Consider the following 26,504-nt stretch of genomic DNA (forward strand, 5'->3'; position numbering starts at 1 on the left):
CCTTCCCTAACAAGTGTTTGGTAGGTTAACGTACGGCCATGAGCAGCGTCGAGGAGTTCCGCACCGAGGTTCGGAGTTGGCTACGGGCCCACCTCACCGGCGAGTTCGCCGCCCTCAAGGGCCGCGGCGGACCGGGCCGGGAACACGAGGCCTTCACCGAACGCCTTGCCTGGGAACGGCACATGGCCGCCCACGGCTGGACCTGCCTCGGCTGGCCCGTCGAACACGGCGGCCGCGGCGCGAGCACCGAGGAACAGATCGCCTTCCACGAGGAGTACGCCCTCGCGGACGCCCCCGCCCGCGTCAACCACATCGGCGAACAGCTCCTCGGCCCCACCCTCATCGACCACGGCACCGAGGAGCAGAAGCGCCGCTTCCTGCCACCCATCCGGGCCGTCGAAGAGCTGTGGTGCCAGGGCTACAGCGAACCCGACGCCGGCTCCGACCTCGCGGGCGTCCGCACCCGCGCCGCCCTCGAGGACGGGCAGTGGGTGGTGGACGGCCAGAAGACCTGGACCTCCCTCGCCCACGAGGCCCAGTGGTGCTTCGTCCTCGCCCGCACCGAACCGGGCACGCGCCGCCACGCCGGCCTGTCCTACCTCCTGGTCCCCATGGACCAGCCCGGCGTCGAGGTCCGACCCATCGTCCAGCTCACCGGAACCTCCGAGTTCAACGAGGTCTTCTTCGACGGCGCCCGCACCGATGCCACCCACGTCGTCGGCGCCCCCGGCGACGGCTGGAACATCGCCATGGCCACCCTCGGCTACGAACGAGGCGTCTCCACCCTCGGCCAGCAGGTCGGCTTCCGCCGCGAACTCGAAACCCTCGCCGAACTCGCCCGCACCAACGGCGCCATCGCCGACCCGTTGATCCGCGACCGCCTCGTCCAGGCCTGGATCGGCCTGGAAACCATGCGCGCCACCGCCCTGCGCCCCGCGGCGCCCTCCGTGGCCAAGCTGTACTGGGCCCGCTGGCACCGCGACCTCGGCGAACTCGCCATGGACATCTGCGGGGCCCCCTCGCTGCTCGCGACCGGGGCGCACGGGGACCCGTACGACCTCGACGACCTGCAGCGGCTCTTCCTCTTCTCCCGCGCCGACACCATTTACGCGGGCTCGGACGAGATCCAGCGCACCCTCATCGCCGAGCGGATCCTCGGCCTTCCCAAGGAGGTACGGGCTTGAACACCCCCACCTACGTCCCCGGGCACGACCTGCTGAAGGACCGCACCGCCGTCATCACCGCGGCCGCCGGAGCCGGCATCGGCGGCGCCACCGCCCGCCGCTTCCTGGAGGAAGGCGCCCGCATCCTCATCAGCGACGCCCACGCCCGCCGCCTCAAGGAGACCGAGGACGCCCTCGCCGCCGAGTTCGGCGCCGACCGCATCACCTCCCTCCCGTGCGACGTCACGGACGAGGAGCAGGTCCAGGCCCTCTTCGCGCTCGCCGAACAGACCCACGGCGGCCTCGACGTCGTCGTCAACAACGCCGGACTCGGCGGCACCGCGAACCTCGTCGACATGACCGACGAACAGTGGGGCCGCGTTCTCGACGTCACCCTGAACGGCACCTTCCGCTGCACCCGCGCCGCCCTGCGCTCCTTCAAGGCCGCCGGCGCCGCGGGCGGGGTCATCGTCAACAACGCCTCCGTCATCGGCTGGCGCGCCCAGACCGGCCAGGCCCACTACGCCGCCGCCAAGGCCGGCGTGATGGCCCTGACCCGCTGCGCCGCCCTGGAGGCCGCCGAGTTCGGCGTACGGATCAACGCGGTCGCCCCGAGCCTGGCCATGCACCCGCACCTCGTGAAGGTCACCAGCGAGGAACTCCTGGCGGAACTCACCTCCCGCGAGGCCTTCGGCCGGTACGCCGAGCCCTGGGAGGTCGCCAACGTCATCGTCTTCCTGGCCTGCGGCTACTCCTCGTACATGACGGGCGAGACCGTCTCGGTCAGCAGCCAGCACGCGTAGCCGCAGAATGGGCCCGTGCCAACGAACAAGAAGAAGCCGCAGGTGACCGCCTCACCCGAGCGGCGCCGGGAACTCCTCGACACCGCCGCCGAGGTCTTCGCGGCGCAGGGCTACAACGCCACCACCGTCCGCAAGATCGCCGACGCCGCCGGCATGCTCGCCGGCAGCCTCTACTACCACTTCGATTCCAAGGAATCGATGCTCGACGAGATCCTCTCCGCCTTCCTGAACGAGCTGTGGGAGGGGTACGACACCGTCCTCGCGGCCGGTCTCGGACCCAGGGAGACCATCGAGGCCCTCGTCACCGAGTCCTTCCGGGAGATCGACCGGCACCGTGCCGCGGTCGCCATCTACCAGAAGGAATCCCGCACCCTCTCCGCGCAGCCCCGCTTCCACTACCTGTCCGACTCGCAAGTGAAGTTCGAGAAGGCCTGGCTGGGGACGCTGGAACGCGGGGTCGCGGCCAAGGTCTTCCGCGCCGACCTCGACATCCGCCTCACCTACCGCTTCGTGCGCGACACGGTGTGGGTGGCGGCGTCCTGGTACCGGCCGGGCGGACAGCACAGTCCCGAGGAGATCGCCCGCCAGTACCTGTCGATGGTGCTGGACGGGATCGCCCTACGCACCTGACCCATCAGCAGAGGAGTCCCGATGCCCGAGGCCTACATAGTCGAAGCGGTACGCACCCCCGTGGGGCGTCGCAAGGGCGGCCTGTCCGCCGTCCACCCCGCCGACCTGGGCGCACACGTCCTGAAGGCGCTGGTCGAACGGTCCGGGGTGGACCCGGCCGCCGTGGAGGACGTGGTGTTCGGCTGCCTCGACACCGTCGGGCCGCAGGCGGGCGACATCGCCCGGACCGCATGGCTGGCGGCCGGCCTGCCGGAGGAGGTTCCGGGCGTGACGGTGGACCGCCAGTGCGGGTCCTCGCAGCAGGCCGTGCACTTCGCGGCGCAGGGCGTCCTGTCCGGCACCCAGGACCTGGTGGTCGCGGGCGGCACCCAGAACATGTCGATGATCCCGATCGCCTTCGCCTCGCGGCAGGCGGCGGAACCGCTGGGCTTCACGGAAGGCCCGTACCTGGGCTCGGAGGGCTGGCGGGCCCGCTACGGCGACGCGCCGGTCAACCAGTTCCACGGCGCGCAGCTGATCGCGGAGAAGTGGGGCATCACCCGCCGCGACATGGAGGAGTTCGCGCTGCGCTCCCACCAGCGGGCGCTGCGGGCCATCGACGAGGGTCGGTTCTCGCGCGAGACCGTGCCGTACGGGGACGTCACGGTGGACGAGGGTCCGCGGCGGGACACCACGCTGGAGAAGATGGCGACGCTGAAGCCGGTCGTCGAGGGCGGCACCATCACCGCGGCCGTCTCCTCCCAGGTCTCCGACGGCGCGGCGGCGATGCTGATCGCCTCCGAGCGGGCGGTCCGCGAGCACGGCCTGCGGCCGCGCGCCCGGATCCACCACCTCTCGGTGCGGGGCGAGGACCCGATCCGCATGCTGTCGGCACCGATCCCGGCGACGGCGTACGCGCTGAAGAAGACCGGCATGTCCCTGGCCGACATCGACCTCGTCGAGATCAACGAGGCGTTCGCGCCGGTGGTCCTGGCCTGGCTGAAGGAAACCGGAGCCGACCCGGAGAGGGTCAACGTCAACGGCGGAGCCATCGCGCTCGGCCACCCGCTGGGGGCGACGGGGGTCAAGCTGATGACCACCCTCCTGCACGAACTGGAGCGCACGGGTGGCCGCTTCGGCCTGCAGACGATGTGCGAGGGCGGCGGCCAGGCGAACGTCACCATCATCGAGCGGCTGTAGTTCGCCGGGCGCGGCTCCGTTGCCGGGTGCGGCGCCTTTCCGGGGCGCCGCACCGGCGGCGGAGCCGGGCAAGACGGTCAAGGGCGGAGGTCACAGCCTCGCGGCGACGCGGCCCGAGCGGGGTGTGCTAGCTTAGGGGTGTTGCAGTTGTGGTACCCATGAACTTTATGTGCGCCTGACGGGAATGTCCTCAGGCGCTTTTATTGTTTTTCCCGGAATCTCCGGGTGGGGCCCTTGCCGCCTACTCAGGAGATTCAAAATGGCACTTGGCACCGTGAAGTGGTTCAACTCGGAAAAGGGCTTCGGCTTCATCGAGCAGGACGGTGGCGGTCCGGACGTGTTCGCCCACTACTCGAACATCGCCACCCAGGGCTTCCGTGAGCTCACCGAGGGCCAGCGCGTGTCCTTCGACGTCACCCAGGGCCAGAAGGGCCCCCAGGCGGAGAACATCATCCCCGCCTGATTTCTTCAGCTTGCCGGGGTCCGCACCGTGAGGTGCGGACCCCGGCTTGTCTGCTGTCTCGACCTTTGTTTGCACCTGCCGGTTCCAGGACGGTGCCGGTTTCAGGAGGGCTTTCTCGCATGACCAGCTCCAGCTCCGCACGACCCAGCCGCCGCCCCACCCGGGGTCGAGGTGCGGCCCAGGGACGTCCGAAGGCTGGTGCGGGCCGCCAGAAGTCCGCCCCCGCTCCCCGGCCCCAGGAATTCACCATGCCCGAGCCGATCGCCCCGGCGCTGCCGCCGGTCGCCGCGTTCGAGGACATGGACATGCCCGAGGCGCTGCTGAAGACCCTCGCCGCCCAGGGCGTCACCGAGCCGTTCCCGATCCAGGCCGCGACGCTGCCGAACTCGCTCGCCGGCCGCGACCTGCTCGGCCGCGGCCGTACCGGCTCCGGCAAGACCCTGGCCTTCGGCCTGGCGCTGCTGGCCCGGACCGCGGGCCGCCGCGCGCAGCCCAAGGCGCCGCTCGCGATGGTCCTCGTACCGACCCGCGAGCTCGCCCAGCAGGTGACCGACTCCCTGGCCCCCTACGCCACGGCCGTCAACCTGCGCATCGCGACCGTCGTCGGCGGCATGTCGATCAACCGGCAGTCGGGCGCGCTGCGCCGCGGCGCCGAGGTGCTCGTCGCCACCCCCGGCCGCCTGAAGGACCTCATCGACCGCGGTGACGCCGACCTCTCGCAGGTGTCGATCACCGTCCTCGACGAGGCCGACCAGATGACCGACATGGGCTTCATGCCGCAGGTCACCGCGCTGCTCAAGCAGGTCGAGGAGGGCGGCCAGACCATGCTGTTCTCGGCGACCCTCGACAAGAACATCGACAAGCTCGTCAAGATGTTCCTGACCGACCCCGTCGGCCACTCCGTCGACCCGTCGGCCGGTGCCGTCACGACGATGGAGCACCACGTCCTCTACGTGATGGACGAGACCGACAAGAAGGCCGTGGCGACGCGCATAGCCGCCCGCGACGGCCGGGTGATCATGTTCGTGGACACCAAGCGCGGTGTCGACCGCATGGTCAAGAAGCTCCTCGCGGAGGGCGTACGGGCCTCCGGCCTGCACGGCGGCCGCTCGCAGCCGCAGCGCAACCGCACCCTCGACTGGTTCAAGACGGGCGAGGTCACCGCGCTGATCGCCACCAACGTGGCCGCCCGCGGCATCCACATCGACGACCTCGACCTCGTCGTCAACGTGGACCCGCCGACCGACCACAAGGACTACCTGCACCGCGGCGGCCGTACCGCCCGCGCCGGCGAGTCCGGCAGCGTGGTCACCCTGGTCCTGCCCGACCAGAAGCGGGACATGACCCGCCTGATGTCGGACGCCGGGATCTCCCCGCGCACCGCGCAGATCAAGTCCTCCGACGAGGAGCTCGCCCGCCTGACCGGCGCCAAGGAGCCCTCGGGCGTCCCCGTGGTGCTGGAGGTCCCGCAGCAGCCCGCCGCGCCCAAGGCGCGCACGGGCTCCGGGTCCGGCTCCGGTTCGCGCCGCCGCTCGGGCGGGCCGCGCAACGGCTCCGCCACGGGTTCCGCCCCGGCGGCCGGCGGTCGTGGCCGCCGCTCCTCCGGCGCCGGCTCCGGGCAGGCCCCGGCGGCCTCCGGTTCGGGTCAGGCCCGCCGCGGACAGGGCGGCGCCGGCGGCGCGGCCACCGGCTCGGGCGAGCGCGGCCGGCGCTCCGGCGGTGCCGCCTCGGGCGGCGCGGCCGCCGCGTCCGCGCGCAGCCGGGTCGGCACGGGCGGGCAGGGCCGCCGCCGCGCGGTCTGACCGTACGCACGCGTACGAAGGAACGAACGATGCCGGGCGGTGCGTGGAGCACCGCCCGGCATCGTGCTGTCGCGCTCCGTCAGCGGACCATCTTGTTCTGCAGCTTCGCCAGCGTCCGCAGGTCCAGGCCGAGCCCGTCCTTCAGATAGCCGTAGAAGCCGCCGTAATCGGCCTCCATCTGCGCCGTCGCCGCGTCCAGGTAGTCCTGGCGGACCTCCTGGAGCGGGATCAGCAGATCGGGGTTCTGCATCCGGCCGGACTGCTTGATGCCCGCCCGCACCTGCGCGTCGTACGCGGCGCGGAAGGTGTTCGACGCCAGGTAGTCGCGCTCGGCGGTGGCCTCGGGGACGGCCAGGGCGCGCAGCAGGACGTAACTCATCCAGCCGGTCCGGTCCTTGCCGGAGGTGCAGTGGTAGAGGAGCGGCCCCTGCTTGCCGTCCGCGATCTCCCGCACGGTCTGCGCGAACTGCGCCCGGTTCTCGGGGTTCGTCACGAAGCTGCGGTAGATGTCGCGCATGTAGGCCTCGGCGCGTCCGCCGCCGAGGATCTGCTCCTGCCTGACCGGGTCCCCGCTGCCGATCGCACCCATCAGGGTGCCGTAGAGGCCCAGGTCGCTGACCGGGCGCGAGGTGGGGGAGAGCCCGGCGGGCAGCCTGTCGGCGCCGTCGTACTGGAGCTCCATGGGGATGCGGAAATCGACGGCCTTCGTGAGGCCGAGACCGGAGACGGTGGTGACGTCGGCGGCCGTCAGCTTGCCCAGTGCGTCGGAGCGGTAGACCAGGCCCTGGCGGACCTGACCGCCGGTCCAGGTGCGGTAGCCCCCCAGGTCGCGGAAGTTGACCGCGCCCTGGAGGGTGATCTGACGGATCGTTTCGTCCTGCTGGTGGTGGTGCCGGGCACTGGGCCCGGCTCCGGGCGCCGCCGCCGCGTACGCGGAGGCGGGCAGGGTCCCGATGACGAGTGCGGCGGCGGTCGCCGCGGTCGCCAGGCGGATTCGGGCACGGCTCATGTGTGCGACTCCTGTGACGGAGAAGGGGGATCACCCTGGTGGTGGCAGGGTGTGGAGCGAGTGCAGTTCTTCGAGTGCCTGTCGTGCTTCGGCCATGACGCGGGAGACGAGCTCCGCACAGGACGGCAGATCGTCGATCACCCCCGCGACCTGGCCCGATGCCATGACTCCGAGGTCCGTACGGCCCTCGACCATGGACGCCTTGAGGAGCATCGGGGTGTTCGCGGCGAGCAGGACCTGGCTCCAGGACAGGTCCTTGCCGTGTTTCATCGCCAGACCGTCGCGCACCATCTGCGACCAGCTCAGGCCGGACAGCTTCTTGAAGCCGGCGGCGTGCCGGACGGCCCGGGCCAGCGCCCGGGTGCGGCCCGCCCGCTCCAGGGAGTCGACCAGCTCGGTCCGCAGCATCCGGTGCGGCAGCCCGTCGACGGCCGTGGTGACGGTGACGTCCTTGACCGTGGCCTTCAGGTACTCGGCCTTCACCGCGTCCGGGACGGTGGAATCGGAGGTCAACAGGAACCGGGTGCCCATCGCGATGCCCGCCGCCCCGAAGGCCAGCGCCGCGACCAGGCCGCGCCCGTCACGGAACCCGCCCGCCGCGACCACCGGGATGTCCACGGCGGACACCACCTGCGGGAGGAGCACCGTCGTCGCCACGTCCCCGGTGTGACCGCCGCCCTCCCCGCCCTGCACGATCACCGCGTCGGCGCCCCAGGCGGCCACCTTCTCGGCGTGCCGGCGGGCACCGATCGACGGGATGACGACGACGCCCGCGTCCTTCAGCCGCGCGATCAGCTCCTTGGAGGGCGCGAGGGCGAACGAGGCGACCCGTACGCCCTCGTCGATGATCAGCTGCGCCCGCTCGGCCGCGTCCCCGGCGTCCGCCCGCAGGTTCACCCCGAACGGAGTCCCCTCCGGGACACGGGACTTGACCTCGTGGATCGCCGAGCGCAGCTGCTCGATGGTCATCGTCGCCGAGGCCAGCACGCCCAGGGCCCCCGCGTTCGCCGCACCCGACACCAGGCGGGGGCCGGCCACCCAGCCCATGCCCGTCTGCACGATCGGGTGCTCGACGCCGACGAGCTTGGTGAATGCCGTTTCGATCGAACCCATCGGATCAGCCCCGGACTTCCCGGTCCCGCAACCCCTTGGGGTCGATGACCTCGCGGATCAGCCGCAGCTCCTCGTCGGTCGGCTCCCGGGTGAAGGGGACGTCGTCGGCGACGGCCAAGTCGAAGCCGGTGGCCTCCCGCACCTGGTCGACGGTGACCCCCGGGTGCACCGAGGCCAGGCGCATCGAATGGCCGGGGCCGGTGAAGTCGAAGACGCCGAGGTCGCTGACCACACGCGGCAGCCGGTGGTAGCGGGTGGCCGACGGACCGGCCGCCTCGGCACGGTCGTAGCCGACGCCGCTGACCATGTCGACGCGCTCCACGAAGACCCGGGTGGAATGCTTGGGCACCCAGTAGCTCACCGGGTTGTTGAGGGTGTTGACCGGCGCCCCGCGCACTCCGAGGAGCTGGCGGGCCGGCTGCGCCCAGTCGCCGATGCAGGAGATGTTCTGGTTGCCGAAGCGGTCGATCTGGCTGGCGCCCATCATCACGTGCCGCTTGCCGCCGGTGACCATCGTCAGGTGCCGCCGGTACGGGAGCCAGCCCTCGGCCGTGCCGTCGAGCCCGACGAGCATGGCCTCGCCGTCGGTCAGCAGCAGGTCGGGGGAGAAGGTCCGCTTCGCGAGGCGGGCGCCGAAGGAGGGGATCAGCCCCATCGGGCTGGCGAGCACCTCGCCGTTGCCGCGCCAGGCCTCGGCGCAGGCGATCACGCAGTACTCGGGCCGGGTGGGCGGGAGAAGGGGGGAACGAGTGGTCACTTCTGCTCCTCGTGCCAGGTCCGGACGGCGGACTGGTAGTCGTGCTCGCTCGCCCCGGACAGGAAGCGGTCGGCGAACTCGGGCCAGGGGGTGGTCGCGTACAGCTTCTGGAAGGCCTCGTCGCGGTCGTAGTCGGGGACGCAGGAGGTGAAGTGCGCTCCGTTCGGCGTCTCCACGACCCCGGTGACGCAGTGGCGGCTGACGAGGAGGGACTGCGGGGGGCCGGACTTGGCGAGTTCGGCGCTCTCCACGATCTGCTCGCAGGAGACATACGCGGCGTCCGCGGCCTCGCAGAAGAGGTCGTCGAAGTACGGGTCCGGCCCCAGGTACTGGGCGTTGCCGAGGCGGTCGGCGCGGTTGAGGTGGACGAGGGCGGCGTCCATCCGCAGGGCGGGGACGGCGACGAGCTCCTCGCCGTCGGCGTAGGGGGAGGTGACGGTGCGCAGCTCCGGGTTGACCCGCATCACGTCGGAGCCGAGGCCGGCCCGGACGGGGAGGAAGGGCAGCCGGTTCGCGGCGGCGTGCAGGCCCCACATGAACATGGCCTCGTCGAGCTCGGTGAGGGCGAAGGCGCCGCGCTCGCGGGCGGCCCGGAAGTGGGGCTCCAGGGGAATGGAGTCGAGGGTGGCGAAGGGGGCGACGAGTTTGCGGATCCGGCCGGCGGCGGCCAGCAGCCCGACGTCGGGCCCCCCGTACGAGATCACGGTGAGATCGGTGATCTCGGAGCGGAGCAGTGCCCGCACCAGGGCCATGGGCTTGCGCCGCGACCCCCAGCCGCCGATGCCGATGGTCATCCCGCTGCGGAGCCGCCCGACGACCTCGTCCGGGCTCATGGTCTTGTCGGTCATGCGCTCTTCCCCTCTTCCTTCCCGAAGGTGTCCCGCACCCGGTCGGCGACCCCGCTGAGGTTGGCCTCGAAGGTGAAGCCCTGCTCGAAGCGGTAGCTGCGGCGCACGTCCACCGGGTCGATCCCGTTGATGGCGGCCTTGGCCAGCCGGATGAGGTAGCCGTCCTTCTTCGCGATCTCGGCGGCCAGTTCCAGGGCGGTCGCGCGCAGTTCGCCCGGGGGGACCACCTTCCAGACCGAGCCGTGCGCGTGCAGTTCGGCGGCGGTCGCGGTGCGCGAGGTGTAGTACAGGGCGCGCATCAGGTGCTGCGGGACGAGCCGGGCCAGGTGCGTGGCGGCGCCGAGCGCGCCCCGGTCCAGTTCGGGCAGGCCGAAGGTGGCGTCGTCGCTCGCCACGATCGCGTCCGCGTTGCCGACGAGGCCGATGCCGCCGCCCAGGCAGAACCCGTTCACGGCCGCGACGACCGGCACCTCGCACTCGTACACGGCGGCGAAGGCCTCGTAGCAGCCCCGGTTGGCGCCGATGAGGGCGGCGTGGCCGGTGTCGCGCTGCATCTCCTTGATGTCGACGCCGGCGTTGAAGCCGCGGCCCTCGGCGGCCAGGACCACGCACCGGATCTCGGGGTCGCGGCCGGCGGCGCGCAGGGCGTCGGCGAGGTCGTACCAGCCCTGCACGGGCAGTGCGTTGACGGGCGGGAAGTCGACTGTGACGAGTGCGATGCCCTTGTCCGGGCTGGAGGTGGAGACACCCATGAGCGGATCAGCTACCTTTCCACCAAACATTTGTTAGGTGAGGAAGGTAGCAGCCTATGGAGCTCGACGGGAGGGTTGTCGTCGTCACCGGCGGAACCAGGGGCGTCGGCGCCGGAATCACCCGGTCGTTCCTCGCGGCCGGCGCACAGGTCGTGGTCTGCGCCCGGCGTCCGCCGGAGGAACCCGTGGCGGCGGGCGGCCGTGAGGCGACGTTCGTACCGCTGGACCTGCGCGATCCCGCCGCCGTCGAGGAGTTCTTCGCCGGGGTCGCCGACCGCCACGGACGGCTCGACTGCCTGGTCAACAACGCCGGCGGGACCCCGTACCGACTGCTGGAGGAGGGCGGGGCCGAGCGCCACGCCCGGGTCGTCGAACTCAACCTGATCGCCCCGATGACGGCCTCGATCGCCGCCCACCCGTGGCTGCGGCGTACGAGGGGCTCGGTCGTGATGATCGGCAGCGTCAGCGGGACCAGACCCTCACCGGGCACGGCGGCGTACGGCGCGGCCAAGGCGGGCCTGGAGAACCTGGCCCGTTCCATGGCCGTCGAGTGGGCGCCCGAGGTTCGGGTGAACTCGCTGGTCCTGGGCATGGTGCGGACCGAGCTGTCCCACGTGCACTACGGCGACGAGGCCGGGATCGCGGCGGTCGGCGCGACCGTACCGCTGGGACGACTGGCGGAACCCTCCGACGTGGGGGAGGCCGCGGTGTTCCTGGCCTCGGACCGGGCCGGATACGTGAGCGGGGCGAGCCTGCTGGTGCACGGGGGCGGGGAGCGCCCCGCGTTCTTGGATGCGGCAACTGTGAACAAGGAGAGCTGACATGACGGGTCTTGCCGAAGGTCGAGTGGTCATCGTGACGGGCGCCGGGCGGGGGCTGGGTCGCGCCCACGCCCTGGCCTTCGCGGCGGAAGGGGCGAAGGTCGTCGTCAACGACCTCGGGGTGGGGCTGGACGGGGTGCCGGGGCCGGACTCCCCGGCGGCGCAGGTCGTCGAGGAGATCCGCGCCCTCGGCGGCGAGGCGGTGGCACACGGCGGGGACATCGCGACCGGCGAGGGCGCGGCCTCGCTGGTGGCGGCGGCGGTCGACACCTTCGGGCGGCTCGACACCCTGGTCAACAACGCCGGGTTCCTGCGCGACCGGATGCTCGTCAACCTGGACGAGGACGACTGGGACGCGGTCATGCGGGTGCACCTGAAGGGGCACTTCCTGCCGCTGCGGTCGGCGGCGGCGTGGTGGCGGGCGGAGGCCAAGGCCGGCCGTCCGGTGGCGGCGCGGGTGGTCAACACCTCCTCGGGGGCCGGGCTGCTGGGCTCGGTCGGCCAGGGCAACTACAGCGCGGCGAAGGCGGGGATCCTGGGCCTGACGATGGTCGCGGCGGCGGAGATGGGCCGGTACGGGGTCCAGGTCAACGCGATCGCCCCGGCGGCGCGGACCCGGATGACGGAGCAGACCTTCGCGGACACCATGGCCGCGCCGGGCGCCGGCTCCTTCGACGCGATGGCTCCCGAGAACGTGTCCCCGCTGGTGGTGTGGCTGGGTTCCGATGCCTCGGCCGGTGTGACGGGGCGGGTCTTCGAGGCGGAGGGGGGCCGCATCACGGTGATGGAGGGCTGGCGCCGCGGTCCCGCCGTGGACCGGGGCGGGCGGTGGACTCCCGCCGAGGCGGGCGAGGCGGCGGCGAAGCTGCTGGCTGCGGCGGAGGTTCCGTTGCCGGTGTACGGGGCGGCGGGCTAGTCCCTGCGGGGCCGCTCCCGGGGCCGCTCCCGGGGGCGCTGCCCCGTGCCCCCGCGCCTCAGACGCCGGCGGGGCTGGGGGTTTGCCCGGTCGGGGCCTCGAATCCTCAGGTCCTGCGCGGCGTCCCGGCGGGGCGTCTCCTCGTCCTGCGGGGATGTTCCGCCGTGCCCCGGGCTCCCGAACCGCACCCCCCAGCCCCGCCGGCGTTTGAGGCGCGGGGCCCGGGGCGGAGCCCCGGCTGCGGCGCCGCACCCGCCCGCGGAGCCCGGCGGCAGCGGAGCGGCTATCCCGCTCAGCGGGAACACGGCCTCCCACCCGCCCCCGCCCCCCGCCTACCGTCTGCCGCACCACACACCACCGCAGCCGGGAGGACCCCATGCTCAACGACCGGCACCGGCGCGAAGCCGCCGAGGTGCTGCGCGCGGCGGAGCGGCGGCGGGCCCCCGTCCGGCCGCTGACCGAGCTGTACGAAGGCATCGACGCGCAGGACGCCTACGAGATCCAGCTCCTGGGCATCCGCCACCGCACCGAGAACGAGGGTGCCCGGATCACCGGGCACAAGGTCGGCCTCTCATCCCCCGTCATGCAGGCCATGATGGGCGTCGACGAACCCGACTACGGCCACCTCCTCGACGCCATGGAACTGCGCGAGGACACCCCCGTGCCCATCGCCGCCTACTGCGCGCCGCGCATCGAGGTCGAGGTCGGCTTCGTCCTCGGCGCCGACCTGCCCGGCGAGGGCTGCACCGAGGCCGACGTCCTGGCCGCCACCGAACGCGTCGTCCCCGCCCTGGAGCTGATCGACAGCCGCATCGCGGACTGGCGGATCTCCATCGCGGACACCATCGCCGACAACGCCTCCTCCGCCGGATACGTCATCGGCGAGGGCCGCGACCCGCGCGAACTCGACCTGAAGGCCGTCGAGGCCCGCCTCACCAGCCACGGCGACACCCTCGCCACCGGCCGCTCCGACGCCGTGCTCGGCGACCCCGCCACCGCCGTCGCCTGGCTGGCCCGCACCGTCGCCCGCTTCGGCGTCCCCCTGCGCAAGGGCCACCTCATCCTGCCCGGCTCCTGCACGCGCGCCGTGGACGTGACCGCCGGACGCACCTACACCGCCGATTTCACCGGGCTCGGCTCGGTGTCCCTCTCCTTCTCCTGAGCTCCTGAGGTGACCGTGACCAAGACGAAAGCGACCGCCGCCATCGTCGGCTCCGGCAACATCGGAACCGACCTGCTCCACAAACTCCTGCGCTCCCCGCACATCGAGCCCCGCTGGATGGTCGGAGTCGACCCCGACAGCGAAGGCCTCGCCCGCGCCCGGCGCGCCGGAATCGAAGCCACCCACGAGGGCGTCGACCGGCTCCTGGCCCAGGACGAACTCCCCGACCTCGTCTTCGAGGCCACCTCCGCCTACGTGCACCGCGCCAACGCCCCGCGCTACGCCGAACTCGGCATCAAGGCGATCGACCTGACCCCCGCCGCCATCGGCCCCGCCGTCGTCCCGCCCGCGAACCTCACCGCGCACCTGGACCGGCCCAACGTCAACATGATCACCTGTGGCGGGCAGGCCACCATCCCCATGGTGTACGCCGTCTCGCGCGTGGTGCCCGTCGCCTACGCGGAGATCGTCGCCTCGGTCGCCTCCGTATCGGCAGGCCCCGGAACCCGCGCCAACATCGACGAGTTCACCCGCACCACCGCCCGCGGCATCGAGGAGATCGGCGGCGCCGCCCGCGGCAAGGCCATCATCATCCTCAACCCCGCCGAGCCCCCCGTGATGATGCGCGACACCGTCTTCTGCGCGATCCCGCCCGACGCCGACCGGGCCGCCATCGCCGCCTCCGTCAAACAGATCGCCGCCGAGGTCGCCACGTACGTACCCGGCTACCGGCTGCGCACCGAGCCGCAGTTCGACGAGGCCTCCGCGATGAACGGCCACATGGCCCGCGTCGCGATCTTCCTGGAGGTGGAGGGCGCGGGCGACTACCTGCCGCCGTACGCCGGGAACCTCGACATCATGACCGCCGCCGCCACCAAGGTCGGCGAGGAGTTCGCGAAGGGGATCACCGCGTGAACACGTACTCCGACAGCCTTGACATCCGGATCACCGACTCCTCCCTGCGCGACGGCTCCCACGCCAAGCGCCACCAGTTCACGGGCGAGGACGTACGGTCGATCGTCACCGCCCTCGACGGCGCGGGCGTCCCCGTCATCGAGGTCACCCACGGGGACGGGCTGGGCGGCTCCTCCTTCAACTACGGCTTCTCCAAGACCCCCGAGCAGGAACTGATCAGGATCGCGGCCGAGACGGCGCGGAACGCGAAGATCGCCTTCCTGATGCTGCCGGGGCTGGGCGTGAAGGACGACATCCGCGCCGCCCACGCCGGCGGCGGGGAGATCTGCCGGATCGCCACCCACTGCACCGAGGCCGACATCTCCGTCCAGCACTTCGGTCTCGCCCGCGAGATGGGCCTGGAGACCGTCGGGTTCCTGATGATGGCCCACTCCACCACCCCCGAGGACCTCGCCCGCCAGGCCCGGATCATGGCCGACGCCGGCTGCCAGTGCGTGTACGTCGTCGACTCCGCCGGAGCCATGGTCATGGACGAGGTCACCGACCGGGTCGCCGCCCTCGTCGCCGAACTCGGAGCCGACGCGCAGGTGGGCTTCCACGGCCACGAGAACCTGGGCCTCGGCGTCGGCAACTCGGTCGCCGCCGTGCGCGCCGGGGCGCTCCAGATCGACGGCTCGACCCGTCGGCTCGGCGCGGGTGCCGGGAACACACCCGTCGAGGCCTTCGCCGCCGTCTGCCGGAAGATGGGCATCCGCACCGGCATCGACGTACTGAAGATCATCGACGCGGCCGAGGACGTGGTCCGGCCCGTCATGGACGACGAATGCCGACTCGACCGGATGGCCCTGCTCATGGGGCACGCCGGCGTCTACTCCAGCTTCCTCAAGCACGCCTACCGGCAGGCCGAGCGCTACGGCGTCTCCGGCGCCGAGATCCTGCTGCGCGCCGGTGAACGCCGCCTGGTGGGCGGCCAGGAGGACCAGCTGATCGACATCGCCGTCGAACTCGCCGAGCGCTAGGGCCTGTCGTCATTCAGCCCCGCCGCCGCTCATGGCATGCGCGGCCGGGCGGAATCCAGCCCCGCCGGCGTTTGAGGCGCGGGGTCTGGGGCGGAGCCCCAGGAGACGGCGCTCCAGCCGACCTCGCACCGCGGGCCCCCCCCCCCCCCCCCCCCCCCCCCCCGCCCCCCGCGCCCCCGCCGCCCCCCCCCCCCCCCCCGCCCCCCCCGGGGCCCGGGGCCCGCCCCCCCCCCCCCCGGGGGGGCCCCCGCGGGGGGGGGGGGCGCCCCCCCCCGCGGGGGGGGGCGGGGCGGGGGGGGCCGCCCCCCCCCCCCCCGAGACGGCGCTCCAGCCGACCTCGCACCGCTCCCCCCTCCGCCCCCCCTCCGCCCTCCCCCCCTCCGCCCTCCGCCCCCTCCGCCCCTCCGCCCCCTCCGTACCTCGAACGCCTCGCTTACCCCGACGAAGTGGAGAGCCCCATGACCTCAATCGAAGACGCGCCCCGAGTGATAGAGGCGGCGGCCGTGCCGACCCGCTTCGCCCGCGGCTGGCACTGCCTCGGACTCGCCGCCTCGTTCCGGGACGGAAAGCCCCACGAGGTCGAGGCGTTCGGCACCAAGCTCGTCGTCTTCCAGAGCCAGGGCACCGGCGAACTGCACGTCCTGAACGCCCACTGCCCCCACATGGGCGGCAACCTCGCCCACGGCACCATCAAGGGCGACACCCTCGCCTGCCCCTTCCACGACTGGCGCTGGTCCGGCAACGGCCGCTGCGCCGACATCCCGTACGCCCGTCGCGTCCCGGCCCGCGCCCGGACCCGCGCGTGGGCCACCCTGGAGCGCAACGCCCAGCTCTACGTCTGGAACGACCCGGAGGGCAACCCGCCGCCCGAGGGCGTCACCATCCCCGAGATCGAGGGCGTCGGCAACCCCGAATGGAGCGAGTGGAGCTGGAACTCCCTGCGCGTGGAGAACTCCAACTGCCGGGAGATCGTCGACAACGTCGTCGACATGGCGCACTTCTACTACGTGCACTACGCCTTCCCGCACTACTTCAAGAACGTCTTCGACGGGCACGTCGCCACCCAGTACATGGAGTCCACCCCGCGCGGAGACGTCGACCTCGGCACCCTCTCCACCGGCGGCGGCCTGCGCTCCGACGCCTCCTACCACGGCCCCTCGTACATGATCGACAAGCTGTGGAGCGACGTCGGCGGGGGAGTCGAGCTGGAATCCGTCCTGATCAACTGCCACTACCCGATCGACGAGAACAGCTTCATGCTCATGTACGGGGCGATCGTCAAGAAGCTCCCCGGCATGACCGACGAACAGGCCGCCGACGCCGCCCGCCTCACCTCCGAAGGCCTCGCGGTCGGCTTCGAGCAGGACGTCGAGATCTGGAAGAACAAGGCCCGCATCGACAACCCCCTCCTGACGGAGGAGGACGGTCCGGTCTACCAGCTGCGCCGCTGGTACGAGCAGTTCTACGTGGACGCCGCCGACGTCAAGGACGAGATGGTGCGCCGCTTCGAGTTCGAGATCGACACCACCCGCGCGACCGCCGCCTGGAAGGCCGAGGTCGCCGAGAACCTGGCCCGCCGCGCGGCCGAGGCCGGCTGATGCGCCCCGTCACGTGCGGGGAGTGCGGCACCGCCGTCCTGTGCGAGAAGTTCAGCCCCGCGCACACCCAGGTCCAGTGGACCGACGAGGCCGCCGCCACCTGCCCCCGCATCGCCGCCCGGGTGGCCGCCGGGGAACTCAGCGCCCGCGTCCGCTCCTGTACGGCGCTGCGCGCGAGCATCGAGACGGCCGTCCGCGAGGGCCGCCTGGAGGTGCCCGCCGATGTCCGATGACGATGCCCCGCCGGGAGCCGGCGGCCCCGTGCGGGTCCGGGTGCGCGAGCGGGTGCGGGAGACCGCGGACGCGGTGTCCCTGGTGCTCGACTGCGACCTGCCCTACGCCCCCGGCCAGTTCCTCACCGTGCGGATACCCGGCGGCGCGGCCCGCTGCTACTCGCTGGCCAGCTCCCCGCACACCGGTGAACCGATGCGGATCACCGCCAAGCGGGTCCCCGGCGGACTCGGCTCCGGCTGGATCTGCCAGGAGGTCGCCGCCGGGGACGAACTGGAGGTCCTGCCGCCCGCCGGTACCTTCACCCCCGGCCCCGGCGGCCTGGACCGGGACCTGCTGCTGCTCGCCGGCGGCAGCGGGATCACCCCGGTGCTCTCCCTCGCCAAATCGGCCCTCGCCACCGGCCGGGCCCGGATCACCCTGGTGTACGCCAACCGGGACCCCGAGTCGGTGATCTTCCGCGACGAGCTGTGGGGGCTGGCCGAGGCGCACCCCGGCAGGCTGACCGTCGTCCACTGGCTGGAGTGCCTGCAGGGACTGCCGACCGCCGTCCGGCTCGGCCCGCTCGTGGCCCCGTACGCCGACCGCGACGCCTACCTGTGCGGGCCGGGCCCGCTGATGGACGCCGCCGAGAGCGCGCTGCGCGCCGCCGGTGCGCTCCCGCGCGCGATACACCGGGAGCGGTACTTCTCGCTGAGCGGCGACGTCTTCGGCCCGCGGCCGCGGACCCCGGATGCGGGGGAGGGCGCCGCCACCGCCGAGGTGGAGCTCGACGGCACCACGCACACCGTGCCCTGGCCCGAGGGGACCGTGCTGCTCGACGCGCTGCTCGCCGCAGGCGTCCCCGCGCCGTACTCGTGCCGGGAAGGGGCGTGCAGCGCCTGCTGCTGCCGAGTCGTCGAAGGGAAGGTCACCATGGCCCGCAACGAGGTCCTGGACGCGGAGGACCTGGCCGAGGGCTACGTCCTGGCCTGCCAGGCCCTGCCGGAGGGCGACCGGGTCCGGGTCACCTACGAGACGTGAGGGGCCCGGAAAAGGAACGGGCCCGGCCCCCTGGCGAGGGGTCGGGTCCGGGTCCTTGTTCGTGCGATGGGATATGACTACCCGCTACATCCACTCGCTGAACCGCAGCCAGCCCATCATGTTGTCCATCGCCTGCGCCGAGACGGCCGGCTCCGCCTCCGGCCGCGGCCCCGCGGCCGCCCGCCCCGCCCGCCCGGGCCCGTACAGCTCCCGCCACACCGCCCGCGCGCAGGCGCTCACCGCCGGCGCCAGCCGGGCCAGCTCGCGCTCCCCGCGGCCGGTGGAGACCGAAACGGCGGCCACCGCGCGTCCCGCGCCCCGCAGCGGCACCGCCACGCACGAAATGCCGCGGAAGCTCTCCTCCCGGTCGTACGCCACCCCGCGCTCACGCGTCGCGGCCAGCTCGGCGCGCAGCGCGAGGGGCCGGATCAGGGTCCGGGGCGTACGCGGTCGCAGCCCGTGCCCGAGGACGTTCTCCAGCTCCGTCGGGTCGCTGAAGGCGAGGATCGCCTTGCCGGCGGCGGTGCAGTACGCGGGCATCCGGCCGCCGACCCGGGAGGGCACGGCCGTGGCCTCGGAGCCGCCGATCCGCTCCAGGCAGACCACCTCGGCCCCGTCCAGCACCGACAGGTGCACCACCTGCCCGGTCTGCTCGTGCAGCGCGTGCAGCAGCGGGAGGGCGGCCCGGCGCAGCCGGTTGTGGTGGGAGGCGAGCGCGCCGAGTTCCAGCATGCGCATGCCCATCCGGTAGTCGCGGCCCTCGCGGTCCAGCCAGCGCAGCCGCACCAGCTGGTCGAGGATCCGGTGGGCGGAGGAGCGTGGGAGCCCGGAGCGGCGGACGACCTCGGTGAGCGAGAGCCGCGGCTGCGGGCCTTCGAAGGCGCCCAGCACCCTCGCGGCCTTCTCCAGCAGCGACAGCGGTGCGAGCTCGGTCTCCATGACCTGGTCGAGCACGAGAAACCCCCTGCGTGAGGCGTTGGGCCGACCCTGCCACGGGCCCCCGGGCGGAGGGAAGGACCCGGAGCGATGTATTTCATTCAGTAATACTTCGGGTAGCCAGATAGGAGCTCCAGAAGAACCCGGGGAGAACCCCCGGAGCCGGCCGGCCCCGACCCACGGGCGTCCCCGGGCGGCACCCGAGCGACCTACGGGCGACCCACGGGCGATCCCGGGCGACCCACGGGCGATCCCGGGCGAGCCACGGGCGATCCCGGGCCGTCCCACGGGCGATCCCAGGCGCACCCGGACGGCATCCGGGGTGGTTCCAGGGCGGCACCCCGGCGAGGGGACCCGGCTTCCCACTCACCGGGAACCGCCCGTTCCACGCCCCCGACCCCCGGGCGTACGTTCACCGCACCTCGAAGCCGTCGACGCTGTCGACCCCCCGTCGGCCCCCGCGTCGACCCCGAGAAGTCGACCTTGAGCGGTCGACCCCGAGAAAGGGACACCATGAGCGACGAAGACGTCCTCGACGCAGTCCGCGCCCTCGCCCCGGCCCTGCGCGAACGCGCCGCCGAAGCGGAGGCCCAGCGCAAGGTCCCCGAGGCGAGCATCAAGGAGCTCGCCGACACCGGCTTCTTCCGCCTCCTCCAGCCCAGGGCCCACGGAGGCCGCGCCGCGAACCCCGCTGTCTTCTACGACGCGGTCAAGGAGATCGCCAAGGCCTGCGGTTCCACCGGCTGGGTCGCCTCCGTCGTCGGCGTCCACCCCTGGCACGTCGCCCTCTACGACCCCCGCGCTCAGGAAGAGGTCTGGGGCACCGACCCCGACACCCGCATCTGCTCCTCCTACGCCCCCACCGGCAAGGTCACCCCCGTCGACGGAGGCTTCGCCGTCAGCGGCCGCTGGCACTTCTCCTCCGGCTGCGACCACGCCGACTGGGCCCTCCTCGGCGGGCTCGTCACCGACGCCGACGGCCGGCCCGTGGACATGCGCACCTTCCTCGTCCCGCGCTCCCAGTACCGCATCGACGACGTCTGGGACACCGTCGGCCTGCGCGGCTCCGGCTCCAACGACATCACCCTGGACCAGGTGTTCGTCCCCGAACACCGCGCGCTCAGCTTCGGCCCCGTCACCGCGCTGAAGGTCCCCGGCCACGCCGCCAACCCCGAGCCCCTCTACCGGCTCCCGTACGCCTCCGTCTTCACCACCACCATCTCCACCCCGATCGTCGGCATCGCCGAAGGCGCGTACGAGGCGTACGTCGCCGCCACCCGCGAGCGGTTCCGCATCTCCTACGGCCAGCAGGTCGCCGAGGACCCCTTCGCACAGGTCCGCATCGCCCGCGCCGCGAGCGACATCGACGCCTCCTGGCTCCAGCTGCGGCGCAACATCGCCGACCTGTACGCCCTCGCCGAGCGCGGCGAGGAACTGCCGATGGAGCTGCGCACCCGGGCCCGCCGCGACCAGGTCCTGGCCACCGAACGCTGCGTCGCCGCCGTCGACCTCCTCATGGAGAACGCGGGCGGCAGCGCCATGCGCACCGGCCCGAACCCCGTCCAACGGGCCTGGCGCGACGCCCACACCGGGCGCGGCCACGCCGCCAACGACCCCGAGCGGGCCCTCGTCCTCTTCGGCCAGGGCGCCCTCGGCCTCGACATCCAGGACACCATGCTGTGACGATCACCTACGAGAACACCTCGCGCACCGCCAAGGCCGGCGGCCTGACCCTCCACTACCACGAGGCCGGCCCCCAGGACGGACCCGTCCTGATCCTCCTGCACGGCGGCGGCCCCGGCGCCTCCGCCTGGTCCAACTTCGGCCGCAACCTGCCCCACTTCGCGCAGGACTTCCGCACCCTCCTCGTCGACCAGCCCTGCTTCGGCAAGTCCGACAAGCCCGCACTCGACAAGGACTTCTTCGCCTTCGCCGCCGACGCCATCGCCGCCCTCACGGACGAACTGGGCATCGAAAAGGCCCACTTCATCGGCAACTCGCTCGGCGGCGGCACCGCCACCCGCATGGCCCTCGACCACCCCGGCAAGGTCGACAAGCTCCTGCTCATGGGCCCCGGCGGGATCTCCCTGAACCTCTTCTCCGCCGACCCGACCGAAGGCATCAAGCGGCTCTTCGAGTTCTCCGGCAGCGCCGAACCCACCCGCGCGCAGATGCGCGCCTTCCTCACCACCCTCGTGTACGACCCGGCGATCGTCACCGACGAACTCGTCGAGGAGCGCTACACCCAGGCCACGGACCCCGAGGCCGCCCTCGGCAACGCCCGGATGGGCGCCGCCTTCGCCAGATGGCCCCAGGACACCCAGCTCTGGCGCGAAGCCCACCGCATCACCTGCCCCGTGCTCCTGACCTGGGGCCGCGAGGACCGCGTCAACCCCATCGACGGGGCCTTCGTCGCCCTCAAGGCCATCCCCGACGCCCGCCTCCACGTCTTCCCGCACTGCGGCCACTGGGCGCAGACCGAGGCCGCCGCCGAGTTCAACCGCCTCGCCACCGACTTCTTCCTGTACTAAAGGAGCCCGCACATGGACATCCGCGCACTCGGATACCTCCGCATCGAGACCGCCGACCTCGCCGCCTGGCGCGGCTACGTCCTCGACGTCCTCGGCATGACCGAGGCCCAGGGCTCCACGGACGCGCAGCTGAACGTCCGCATCGACGACCGCATCCACCGCTTCCAGTTCGTCGCCGGCGCCCAGGACCGCCTCCTCGCCGCCGGCTTCGAAGTCGCGAACGCCAAGGCGCTGGCCGAGGCCGCCGCCGAGCTGGAGGCCGCCGGATACGCCGTCAAGCCCGGCGACGCCACCACCCTCGCCGACCGCCGCGTCCAGGGCCTGGTCCACTGCGAGGACCCCAGCGGCAACCCGCTGGAGCTCTACTGGGGCCAGGCCCAGGACCACACCCCGCTCGCCTCCCCGTACGGCAACCGCTTCGTCACCGGCGAACTCGGCCTCGGCCACGTCGTCCTCCCCGCCCCCGACACCGAGACCACCCTCGACTTCTACGAGAACCTCCTCGGCTTCCAGCTGCGCGACTCCATGAAGCTGCCCCCGGTCGCGGTCCCCACCGGCGCCCCCGGCAAGGACTTCCACTGGATGCACTTCCTCAGCCCCAACCGCCGCCACCACAGCCTCGGCCTCTACCCGGGCGCGCTGCCCCCCGGCATCGTCCACTTCATGGTCGAACTGGAGCGCCTCGACGACGTCGGCTACTGCCTGGACCGCATGAACGCGGCGGGCATCCCCATCGCCTCCACCCTCGGCCGGCACTCCAACGACCACATGGTCTCCTTCTACGCCCAGGCCCCCGGCGGCTTCCAGGTCGAATACGGCTGGGACGGGCTGATCGTCGACCCCGCCACCTGGACGGCGAAGGAGATCACCGCGGACAGCTTCTGGGGCCACCAGTGGAACGGCTGACCGCGACCACCCCCGTCGACCCGGCCTCCTTCCGCGAGGTCCTCGGCACCTTCGCCTCCGGGATCACCGTCGTCGCGGCCGTCGGGGACGACGGCCGCCCGGCGGGCCTGGCCTGCCAGTCCTTCGCCTCCCTCTCCCTGGACCCGCCGCTCGTCCTGCTGTGCGTCGGCAAGTCCTCCTCCAGCTGGCCCGCCGTGCGGGCCGCCGGCCGGTTCGGGGTCAGCATCCTCGCCGAGGAACAGCGCGAGGTATGCCAGGCCCTCGGCCGGCGCGGCGGCGAGAAGTTCGACGGCGTCGAGTGGGAACTGTCCGAGCACGGGGCCGTCCGCATCACCGGAGCGCTCGCCACCGTCGACTGCGCCCTCGAAGAGGTCCACGAAGCCGGCGACCACTGGCTGGTCACCGCCCGGATCCTCGAACCGGCCGCCCGCGAGGGCGGATCACCCCTGCTCTACTTCCGCAGCGACTACGCCACCGGAGCCTTCGAATGACCGACCAGCCCGCACGCGAGCCCGAGCGCGAGCGCGAGTACGAGCACGAGTACGACGTGGTCGTGGTGGGATCCGGCGCGGCCGGCCTCGCCGCCGCCGTCACCGCCCGGCTGCGCGGCCTCAGCGCCCTCGTCGTCGAGAAGACCGACAAGTACGGCGGCTCCACCGCCCTGTCCGGCGGCGCGATCTGGGTCCCCGGCAACTTCCACCTCGACAGGGCCGGCCTCGCCGACACCCACGACAAGGCCCGCGCCTACCTCGACGCCACCGTCGGCGACCGGGTCCCCGCCGCCCGCAAGGAGGCCTACCTCGCCCACGGGCCGCGCATGGTCGAGGAGTTCCACGAGCGCACCGCGATCCGCTTCATGTACACCCCCGGCTACTCGGACTACTTCCCCGAGGCCCAAGGCGGCATGGCACAGGGCCGCTCCATCGAACCGCGCATCGTCGACTTCAAGCAGCTGGGCGCGCTGCGCCACGACATGCGCCGCGCCGGCCTGCCCACGTACGGGCTGACCATGACCTCGTACGACTTCCGCTTCCTCAACATGGTCAGCCGCACCCGGGCCGGCAAGAAGGTCTCCCTCAAGGTCGGGGCGCGCGCCGTGAAGGCCCTGCTCACCGGCCGCAGCCTGCTCTCCCTCGGCGAGGCGCTCGTCGCCCGCATGCGGCTGTCCCTGCACCGGCTCGGCGGCGACCTGTGGCTGTCGGCGCCCCTGACCGGCCTGGTCACCGACGCCTCCGGCCGGGTGACGGGCGTACGGATCACCCGCGACGGGCGCGAGACGACCGTACGGGCCCGGGGCGGGGTGGTGCTCGCCTCCGGCGGCTTCTCCCACGACCAACAGCTGCGCGACAAGCACCTGCCGCACCCCACCTCCACGGCCTGGACGCACGCCTCCGAGGGTCAGACCGGCGACGCGCTGCGGCTCGGCGAGGAACTGGGCGCCGCCACCGACCTGCTCGACAAGGTGTGGGGCGCGCCCTCGGTGTGCCCGCCCGGCGAGAAGCCGTTCTTCCTCGTCGCCGACCGGGGCATCCCGGGGATGGTCATCGTCAACGAGGCGGGGGAGCGGTACGCGAACGAGGCCGCGCCCTACCACGCGTTCGTGGACCGGATGTACGCCGCCGACCGCCCGGAGGCCAGGACCGTGCCCTCCTGGCTGGTCCTGGACGCCCGCTCCAAGGCCCGGTACATCTTCGCCGGCCTCTTCCCCGGGCAGCCCTTCCCCAAGAAGTGGTCGGCGAGCGGCTTCCTGAAGCGGGCCGACACCGTGGACGAACTGGCCCGGCAGATCTCGGCGCCCGGGCTGCCCGCCGCGATCCGCCGCTTCAACGGCTTCGCCGAGCGGGGCGTCGACGAGGACTTCGGGCGCGGGGACAGCGTCTACGACCGCTACTACGGCGACCCGACCCTGCCGAACCCCAACCTGGCACCGATCGACAAGGGCCCCTTCTACGCCGTCCCCGTCCACCCCGGCGACATCGGCACCAAGGGCGGCCTGGTCACCGACGGCGACGGCCGTGTGCTGCGCGAGGACGGCACCGCCATCGCGGGCCTGTACGCCTCCGGGAACTGCTCGGCGGCGGTGATGGGCGAGACCTACCCCGGCCCGGGCGCGACGATCGGCCCCGCCATGGCGTTCAGCTGGGCGGCGGTCAACGCCATCTCGGGGGAGCGGCCGGACCCGACCCGCTGACGTGCGGCGGGCCGGGCAGGGCGGCGGCAGGACTAGGAGAGCTTGCCGCCGTAGTCCGGGAGCTTGACGGTCAGTTCGGCGTGCCCGCCGACGAGGTCGCTCGTGTTGTTGCCGATGTTGGCGATGATCGTGTAGCCACGGGCCTCGATCTCCGCGCGCTTGCCCGTCTTGTAGGCGCTGACCTCGTCGAACAGGGCGGGCAGGTCACGGACGTAGAGGCCCGAGACGGGGTAGCCGACGGCCCGCAGGTTGCGCTCGGTGAGGGAGTACACGATCCCCGGGCGGGCGGTGACGAAGAAGATGGCCACCCCGCGGTCGTTCGCGTACCGGGTCAGCTCGCGGACCTTGGCGATCGCCGGGGTCGGGAACGTCCAGAACCAGTGGAAGTCCGTCTCCAGCGAGCTGTTGTCGATGTCGAGGACGATCGCGGGCTTCTCGCCGGCCGGGGAGGCCGCGATGCGCTGCTCGATCGCCGGGCGGACCGCGTCGATGACGCCCGCCACGTCCCGCTGCCAGGTGGCGTAGTCGATGCCGAGGATCGCCGCGTTCCCGCCGGGCGCGGACGCGGTACGGCTCGTCACCGCGGCGGGCGCGGGCGCGGCCTGGGCGGCGCCGGCCGGAACCAGGGCCATGACGGCGGCGGCCGCGGCCAGGGCGGCGGTGGTGGCGGCGGTACGGGTGCTGCGCATGTGGGGGACGCTCCTCGGTCACGCATTGGCATGTACGTGCCCAGCCTTGACCGGATCCTGCCCCATGTCTACTGGTCGGTAGGAAACTTTTCGTGGCCGCCCGGTGAATCCGAGGACCTTTCGACCCCCGCCCGACCCGGTCGCTAGGTCTCGCAGTCCAGCACCGTCCGGCACAGCCCGCACCGCGCGCGGAGTCGCCCCCGCACCGGCACCCTCACCCGCTGCTCGCACACCGGGCACGGGAAGCTCACCCGCAACCCGCCGCCGTCCACCGCCCCCTCGAAGCGGTACGCCGCACCCGCGCCCGGCACCGAAACCGCCCCGGCGCGGCGGTCCCTGGCGTAGCGCAGCCGGGCCACCGGCCCCGCCGTGGACAGGGGTGCCCGGCGGCGGTCCCGCTCGGCCACGGCGCGACCGCGCACGTACGCCTCGTACGCCTGCGGGCTGGTGAACCACGACGAGGGGTCCTCGCCGAACAGGGCCGCCCGCTTGGCCAGGACGAACCCGAACTCCTCCGGCGTGAGGTAGCCGAACCGCTGCCACGTCAACGCGTCCTCGCGGTAGGCGTCCAGCAGCAGCCAGCCCGCCCCGAGGAAGGCGGCGGCGGTGTCGGTCAGGATCTCGTTCTCCGCGGTGTCCGCGAAGCGCAGGCCCAGCCGGTGCAGCAGTACGTGCGCCACCTCGTGGGAGAGCGCCGCCGCCAAGTCCCGCCGATGCGTGCGGAACCGGTCGTTGACCTCGACGAAGTACTCCGGACCGGCCGCCAGTTCCACCGTCGCCGCGTCCCGCATCGGCCGGAAGCCCACCACCATGCGCGCGTCCGGCAGCCGCAGCGCGCGCACCATCGCCGAGGCCACCCGGTGTGCGCCCAGGTGCAGGTCCTCGGAGGCGTCGAAGGCAGCGTCGGCGGGGGAGAAGCTCGTCGCGTAGGCGCGGATCCCGTCGGCCGAAAGCCTCCGGAACAGCGCGGCGATCGAGGCGCGCACCACGGGCAGGTGCGGAAATCCGTGCTCGACCGGACTGTCCGGCCTCCGGTCGTGCGTCATC

Annotated in this window: 27 protein-coding genes; 19 read left to right on the plus strand and 8 right to left on the minus strand. The window is 72.7% G+C overall.

Going from position 1 to position 26,504, the window contains the following annotated elements; all coding sequences use genetic code 11:
• Positions 1-38 precede the first annotated feature (38 nt).
• The 6 genes from ACFYZL_RS11900 (at position 39) to ACFYZL_RS11925 (ending at position 6,040) form a co-directional block, all read left to right on the plus strand.
• The gene (locus ACFYZL_RS11900) at positions 39-1,184 is read left to right on the plus strand and encodes an acyl-CoA dehydrogenase family protein (RefSeq protein WP_384748332.1); all 1,146 of its coding nucleotides are present in this window, start codon (positions 39-41) and stop codon (positions 1,182-1,184) included.
• On the plus strand, positions 1,181-1,966 hold the full coding sequence (locus ACFYZL_RS11905) for an SDR family oxidoreductase (protein WP_384748335.1): 786 nt from the start codon (positions 1,181-1,183) through the stop codon (positions 1,964-1,966). Before ACFYZL_RS11900 ends, ACFYZL_RS11905 begins: the two co-directional genes overlap by 4 nt.
• 15 nt (positions 1,967-1,981) lie before the next feature.
• On the plus strand, positions 1,982-2,596 hold the full coding sequence (locus tag ACFYZL_RS11910) for a TetR/AcrR family transcriptional regulator (RefSeq protein WP_376660222.1): 615 nt from the start codon (positions 1,982-1,984) through the stop codon (positions 2,594-2,596).
• Between the two features lie 21 nt (positions 2,597-2,617).
• Entirely contained in the window at positions 2,618-3,775 is a 1,158-nt protein-coding gene (locus ACFYZL_RS11915) for an acetyl-CoA C-acetyltransferase (protein ID WP_384748338.1), read from the plus strand.
• 259 nt (positions 3,776-4,034) lie between these two features.
• Positions 4,035-4,238 (plus strand): cold-shock protein, encoded by a 204-nt coding sequence (locus tag ACFYZL_RS11920; protein ID WP_030028954.1) that lies wholly within the window; start codon positions 4,035-4,037, stop codon positions 4,236-4,238.
• Positions 4,239-4,357: 119 nt separating this feature from the next.
• On the plus strand, positions 4,358-6,040 hold the full coding sequence (locus ACFYZL_RS11925) for a DEAD/DEAH box helicase (RefSeq protein ID WP_388678330.1): 1,683 nt from the start codon (positions 4,358-4,360) through the stop codon (positions 6,038-6,040).
• A gap of 79 nt (positions 6,041-6,119) precedes the next feature.
• On the opposite strand, the gene ACFYZL_RS11930 is transcribed toward ACFYZL_RS11925, so the two are convergent.
• From ACFYZL_RS11930 to ACFYZL_RS11950, 5 genes are read right to left on the minus strand one after another with little or no spacing between them, the layout of a single operon-like run.
• A complete protein-coding gene (locus tag ACFYZL_RS11930; protein WP_384758341.1) occupies positions 6,120-7,049 on the minus strand; it encodes a tyrosine-protein phosphatase in 930 nt (309 codons plus the stop codon).
• 30 nt (positions 7,050-7,079) lie between these two features.
• Entirely contained in the window at positions 7,080-8,153 is a 1,074-nt protein-coding gene (locus tag ACFYZL_RS11935) for an NAD(P)H-dependent flavin oxidoreductase (RefSeq protein WP_384758356.1), read from the minus strand.
• Between the two features lie 13 nt (positions 8,154-8,166).
• On the minus strand, positions 8,167-8,919 hold the full coding sequence (locus ACFYZL_RS11940) for a CoA-transferase subunit beta (RefSeq protein ID WP_388678333.1): 753 nt from the start codon (positions 8,917-8,919) through the stop codon (positions 8,167-8,169).
• Positions 8,916-9,767, minus strand: a complete 852-nt coding sequence (locus tag ACFYZL_RS11945; RefSeq protein WP_384758346.1) for a CoA transferase subunit A — start codon at positions 9,765-9,767, stop codon at positions 8,916-8,918. Before ACFYZL_RS11945 ends, ACFYZL_RS11940 begins: the two co-directional genes overlap by 4 nt.
• On the minus strand, positions 9,764-10,519 hold the full coding sequence (locus ACFYZL_RS11950; RefSeq protein WP_384581993.1) for an enoyl-CoA hydratase family protein: 756 nt from the start codon (positions 10,517-10,519) through the stop codon (positions 9,764-9,766). Before ACFYZL_RS11950 ends, ACFYZL_RS11945 begins: the two co-directional genes overlap by 4 nt.
• Positions 10,520-10,575: 56 nt before the next feature.
• On the opposite strand from ACFYZL_RS11950, the gene ACFYZL_RS11955 reads away from it, so the two are divergent.
• The 8 genes from ACFYZL_RS11955 to ACFYZL_RS11990 all read left to right on the plus strand — a co-directional run bounded on the left by ACFYZL_RS11955 (position 10,576) and on the right by ACFYZL_RS11990 (position 18,204).
• Positions 10,576-11,340 carry an SDR family oxidoreductase gene (locus tag ACFYZL_RS11955; RefSeq protein ID WP_388678338.1) on the plus strand — a complete coding sequence of 255 codons (765 nt, stop codon included), beginning with the start codon at positions 10,576-10,578 and terminating at the stop codon, positions 11,338-11,340.
• 1 nt (position 11,341) lies between these two features.
• Positions 11,342-12,256: an SDR family oxidoreductase gene (locus ACFYZL_RS11960; RefSeq protein ID WP_384758353.1), complete on the plus strand. Its 915-nt coding sequence runs from the start codon at positions 11,342-11,344 to the stop codon at positions 12,254-12,256.
• 376 nt (positions 12,257-12,632) lie between these two features.
• Complete coding sequence (locus tag ACFYZL_RS11965) at positions 12,633-13,418, plus strand: 2-keto-4-pentenoate hydratase (RefSeq protein ID WP_384759082.1); 786 nt, start codon at positions 12,633-12,635, stop codon at positions 13,416-13,418.
• A 15-nt stretch (positions 13,419-13,433) separates the two neighbouring features.
• A complete protein-coding gene (locus ACFYZL_RS11970; RefSeq protein ID WP_384759085.1) occupies positions 13,434-14,333 on the plus strand; it encodes an acetaldehyde dehydrogenase (acetylating) in 900 nt (299 codons plus the stop codon).
• Positions 14,330-15,352: a 4-hydroxy-2-oxovalerate aldolase gene (gene dmpG, locus ACFYZL_RS11975; protein ID WP_384759088.1), complete on the plus strand. Its 1,023-nt coding sequence runs from the start codon at positions 14,330-14,332 to the stop codon at positions 15,350-15,352. The genes ACFYZL_RS11970 and dmpG overlap by 4 nt, the downstream gene beginning before the upstream one ends.
• Positions 15,353-15,810: 458 nt before the next feature.
• Entirely contained in the window at positions 15,811-16,950 is a 1,140-nt protein-coding gene (locus tag ACFYZL_RS11980; protein ID WP_388678343.1) for a Rieske 2Fe-2S domain-containing protein, read from the plus strand.
• Positions 16,950-17,183, plus strand: a complete 234-nt coding sequence (locus ACFYZL_RS11985) for a hypothetical protein (protein WP_384746549.1) — start codon at positions 16,950-16,952, stop codon at positions 17,181-17,183. Before ACFYZL_RS11980 ends, ACFYZL_RS11985 begins: the two co-directional genes overlap by 1 nt.
• The gene (locus ACFYZL_RS11990; RefSeq protein WP_388678346.1) at positions 17,173-18,204 is read left to right on the plus strand and encodes a 2Fe-2S iron-sulfur cluster-binding protein; all 1,032 of its coding nucleotides are present in this window, start codon (positions 17,173-17,175) and stop codon (positions 18,202-18,204) included. The genes ACFYZL_RS11985 and ACFYZL_RS11990 overlap by 11 nt, the downstream gene beginning before the upstream one ends.
• 84 nt (positions 18,205-18,288) lie before the next feature.
• Here the strand turns inward: ACFYZL_RS11990 and ACFYZL_RS11995 are convergent, their stop codons facing one another.
• On the minus strand, positions 18,289-19,158 hold the full coding sequence (locus ACFYZL_RS11995) for an IclR family transcriptional regulator (RefSeq protein ID WP_385128917.1): 870 nt from the start codon (positions 19,156-19,158) through the stop codon (positions 18,289-18,291).
• Between the two features lie 495 nt (positions 19,159-19,653).
• Here ACFYZL_RS11995 and hsaA point away from each other — a divergent pair, with 495 nt between their 5' ends.
• Genes hsaA through ACFYZL_RS12020 form a run of 5 tightly spaced genes read left to right on the plus strand, consistent with a single transcriptional unit; the run spans position 19,654 to position 24,768 of the window.
• The gene (gene hsaA / locus ACFYZL_RS12000) at positions 19,654-20,823 is read left to right on the plus strand and encodes a 3-hydroxy-9,10-secoandrosta-1,3,5(10)-triene-9,17-dione monooxygenase oxygenase subunit (RefSeq protein ID WP_384746546.1); all 1,170 of its coding nucleotides are present in this window, start codon (positions 19,654-19,656) and stop codon (positions 20,821-20,823) included.
• A complete protein-coding gene (gene hsaD, locus ACFYZL_RS12005) occupies positions 20,820-21,671 on the plus strand; it encodes a 4,5:9,10-diseco-3-hydroxy-5,9,17-trioxoandrosta-1(10),2-diene-4-oate hydrolase (protein WP_388678351.1) in 852 nt (283 codons plus the stop codon). The genes hsaA and hsaD overlap by 4 nt, the downstream gene beginning before the upstream one ends.
• A 12-nt stretch (positions 21,672-21,683) precedes the next feature.
• Positions 21,684-22,577: a VOC family protein gene (locus ACFYZL_RS12010; protein WP_388678354.1), complete on the plus strand. Its 894-nt coding sequence runs from the start codon at positions 21,684-21,686 to the stop codon at positions 22,575-22,577.
• Entirely contained in the window at positions 22,565-23,068 is a 504-nt protein-coding gene (locus ACFYZL_RS12015) for a flavin reductase family protein (RefSeq protein WP_384746543.1), read from the plus strand. The genes ACFYZL_RS12010 and ACFYZL_RS12015 overlap by 13 nt, the downstream gene beginning before the upstream one ends.
• Positions 23,065-24,768 (plus strand): FAD-dependent oxidoreductase, encoded by a 1,704-nt coding sequence (locus ACFYZL_RS12020; RefSeq protein ID WP_388678357.1) that lies wholly within the window; start codon positions 23,065-23,067, stop codon positions 24,766-24,768. Before ACFYZL_RS12015 ends, ACFYZL_RS12020 begins: the two co-directional genes overlap by 4 nt.
• 32 nt (positions 24,769-24,800) lie before the next feature.
• Here the strand turns inward: ACFYZL_RS12020 and ACFYZL_RS12025 are convergent, their stop codons facing one another.
• Complete coding sequence (locus tag ACFYZL_RS12025) at positions 24,801-25,457, minus strand: HAD family acid phosphatase (protein WP_384746541.1); 657 nt, start codon at positions 25,455-25,457, stop codon at positions 24,801-24,803.
• A 143-nt stretch (positions 25,458-25,600) separates the two neighbouring features.
• Positions 25,601-26,503, minus strand: coding sequence for a hypothetical protein (locus ACFYZL_RS12030; RefSeq protein WP_388678360.1), 903 nt, complete (start codon positions 26,501-26,503; stop codon positions 25,601-25,603).
• Position 26,504 lies beyond the last annotated feature (1 nt).

This window comes from Streptomyces sp. NPDC001717 (assembly GCF_042892775.1).
Lineage (GTDB): Bacteria > Actinomycetota > Actinomycetes > Streptomycetales > Streptomycetaceae > Streptomyces.

Coding starts and splice junctions, on each gene's coding strand:
- ACFYZL_RS11955 (WP_388678338.1), top strand. CDS start 10,576: ATGGAGCTCGACGGGAGGGTTGTCGTCGTCACCGGCGGAACCAGGGGC.
- ACFYZL_RS11930 (WP_384758341.1), bottom strand. CDS start 7,049: ATGAGCCGTGCCCGAATCCGCCTGGCGACCGCGGCGACCGCCGCCGCA.
- ACFYZL_RS12030 (WP_388678360.1), bottom strand. CDS start 26,503: ATGACGCACGACCGGAGGCCGGACAGTCCGGTCGAGCACGGATTTCCG.
- ACFYZL_RS11945 (WP_384758346.1), bottom strand. CDS start 9,767: ATGACCGACAAGACCATGAGCCCGGACGAGGTCGTCGGGCGGCTCCGC.
- ACFYZL_RS12010 (WP_388678354.1), top strand. CDS start 21,684: ATGGACATCCGCGCACTCGGATACCTCCGCATCGAGACCGCCGACCTC.
- ACFYZL_RS11985 (WP_384746549.1), top strand. CDS start 16,950: ATGCGCCCCGTCACGTGCGGGGAGTGCGGCACCGCCGTCCTGTGCGAG.
- ACFYZL_RS11950 (WP_384581993.1), bottom strand. CDS start 10,519: ATGGGTGTCTCCACCTCCAGCCCGGACAAGGGCATCGCACTCGTCACA.
- ACFYZL_RS12020 (WP_388678357.1), top strand. CDS start 23,065: ATGACCGACCAGCCCGCACGCGAGCCCGAGCGCGAGCGCGAGTACGAG.
- hsaA (WP_384746546.1), top strand. CDS start 19,654: ATGAGCGACGAAGACGTCCTCGACGCAGTCCGCGCCCTCGCCCCGGCC.
- ACFYZL_RS11900 (WP_384748332.1), top strand. CDS start 39: ATGAGCAGCGTCGAGGAGTTCCGCACCGAGGTTCGGAGTTGGCTACGG.
- ACFYZL_RS11920 (WP_030028954.1), top strand. CDS start 4,035: ATGGCACTTGGCACCGTGAAGTGGTTCAACTCGGAAAAGGGCTTCGGC.
- ACFYZL_RS11925 (WP_388678330.1), top strand. CDS start 4,358: ATGACCAGCTCCAGCTCCGCACGACCCAGCCGCCGCCCCACCCGGGGT.
- ACFYZL_RS11990 (WP_388678346.1), top strand. CDS start 17,173: ATGTCCGATGACGATGCCCCGCCGGGAGCCGGCGGCCCCGTGCGGGTC.
- ACFYZL_RS11960 (WP_384758353.1), top strand. CDS start 11,342: ATGACGGGTCTTGCCGAAGGTCGAGTGGTCATCGTGACGGGCGCCGGG.
- ACFYZL_RS12025 (WP_384746541.1), bottom strand. CDS start 25,457: ATGCGCAGCACCCGTACCGCCGCCACCACCGCCGCCCTGGCCGCGGCC.
- ACFYZL_RS11915 (WP_384748338.1), top strand. CDS start 2,618: ATGCCCGAGGCCTACATAGTCGAAGCGGTACGCACCCCCGTGGGGCGT.
- ACFYZL_RS11980 (WP_388678343.1), top strand. CDS start 15,811: ATGACCTCAATCGAAGACGCGCCCCGAGTGATAGAGGCGGCGGCCGTG.
- ACFYZL_RS11965 (WP_384759082.1), top strand. CDS start 12,633: ATGCTCAACGACCGGCACCGGCGCGAAGCCGCCGAGGTGCTGCGCGCG.